Origin of the sequence: Maritimibacter alkaliphilus HTCC2654, assembly GCF_000152805.1 — a bacterium.
Lineage (GTDB): Bacteria > Pseudomonadota > Alphaproteobacteria > Rhodobacterales > Rhodobacteraceae > Maritimibacter > Maritimibacter alkaliphilus.
In genome coordinates, this window is sequence record NZ_AAMT01000046.1 from 1 (window position 1) to 1001 (window position 1001).

At 64.6% G+C, this 1001-nt stretch carries 1 protein-coding gene, 1 tRNA gene and 1 pseudogene; 1 reads left to right on the forward strand and 2 read right to left on the reverse strand.

What is annotated here, in order from left to right; translation table 11 throughout:
• Window positions 1-233, forward strand: a pseudogene (locus tag RB2654_RS23560) (phosphoglycolate phosphatase); the annotation flags it as partial.
• Between the two features lie 74 nt (window positions 234-307).
• Here the strand turns inward: RB2654_RS23560 and RB2654_RS01035 are convergent.
• Window positions 308-384: transfer RNA gene (locus RB2654_RS01035), tRNA-Met, on the reverse strand.
• A 63-nt stretch (window positions 385-447) separates the two neighbouring features.
• On the reverse strand, window positions 448-912 hold the full coding sequence (locus RB2654_RS01040; protein ID WP_008327691.1) for an SH3 domain-containing protein: 465 nt from the start codon (window positions 910-912) through the stop codon (window positions 448-450).
• Window positions 913-1001: the final 89 nt, after the last annotated feature.

Below are 1001 nucleotides of genomic sequence, written 5' to 3' on the forward strand. Positions count from 1 at the left end.
AGCCCGACCCCGCGCCCCTGAACGCCGCATTCGACGCGCTGGGCGGCGGGCACAGGGTCTATGTGGGCGACAGCGAAGTCGACGCCGAGACCGCGCAGCGCGCAGGCGTGCCCTTTCTGTTTTTCACGGAAGGCTACCGAAAGACCGAGGTCGCAAGTATTCCGCACAGCTTCGCTTTCGACGACTTCGCGAAATTGCCGCGACTGGTTCAGCAAGCCTTCGGCGAGGCGTGAGTGCGCGGGCGGGTCCGCGGATGCCAAGGCATCGGCGGACCCGTTCGCAAACCCGAATTGTCTGGGGTTTCGTGTGGTAGCGTGGGGCGGACTTGAACCGCCGACCCCAGCATTATGAGTGCTGTGCTCTAACCGGCTGAGCTACCACGCCATTCACACGAAGGGGCAGATAGCCGCCGGGGCGGGGCGTGTCAACGCACAAATGGCGGGTTTTTCAGCGGTGGAGGTATTTCTCGAACGCCCAGCCGATCGCGCCGCTTTGATGCTTCACCCGCACCCATCCGCCGGATCGCTCAAGGAGGGTGACGGCTTCGCCATTATACATCGGGCGGATGATCTGGTAGCGCGTGCCCGGTCCGGTCCGGAGGTTCAGGTATCCGTCGTTCGGCGAATACACATACCGCACGTTGGTCGCAGCGGGACGGACGAGGTACTTGGCGAAGGCCCAGCCGACGGCACCGCTTTCATGCCGGACCCGGACCCAGCCGTTCGCGTATTCCAGCGTCTCGACCGCGCTGCCGTGATACATCTTGCGGATGATATTGTATTGCGAGCCGGGGCCGGTGCGCAGGTTCAGGAACCCGTCGCCGGGGGAATTCACCAGCAGGCGTTCGGCACGGGCGGCCGTCGCGGTGACCAGCGCGGCAGCGGCGGACGTCAGGAACAGACGGCGTTTCATGGAACCCTCCCCTCGGTGTGATGAGGGAAGGATACCACGGTTTCGGGATCGCGCTATGCGTCAGACGCGCGCGCGACGTTGACCACGTC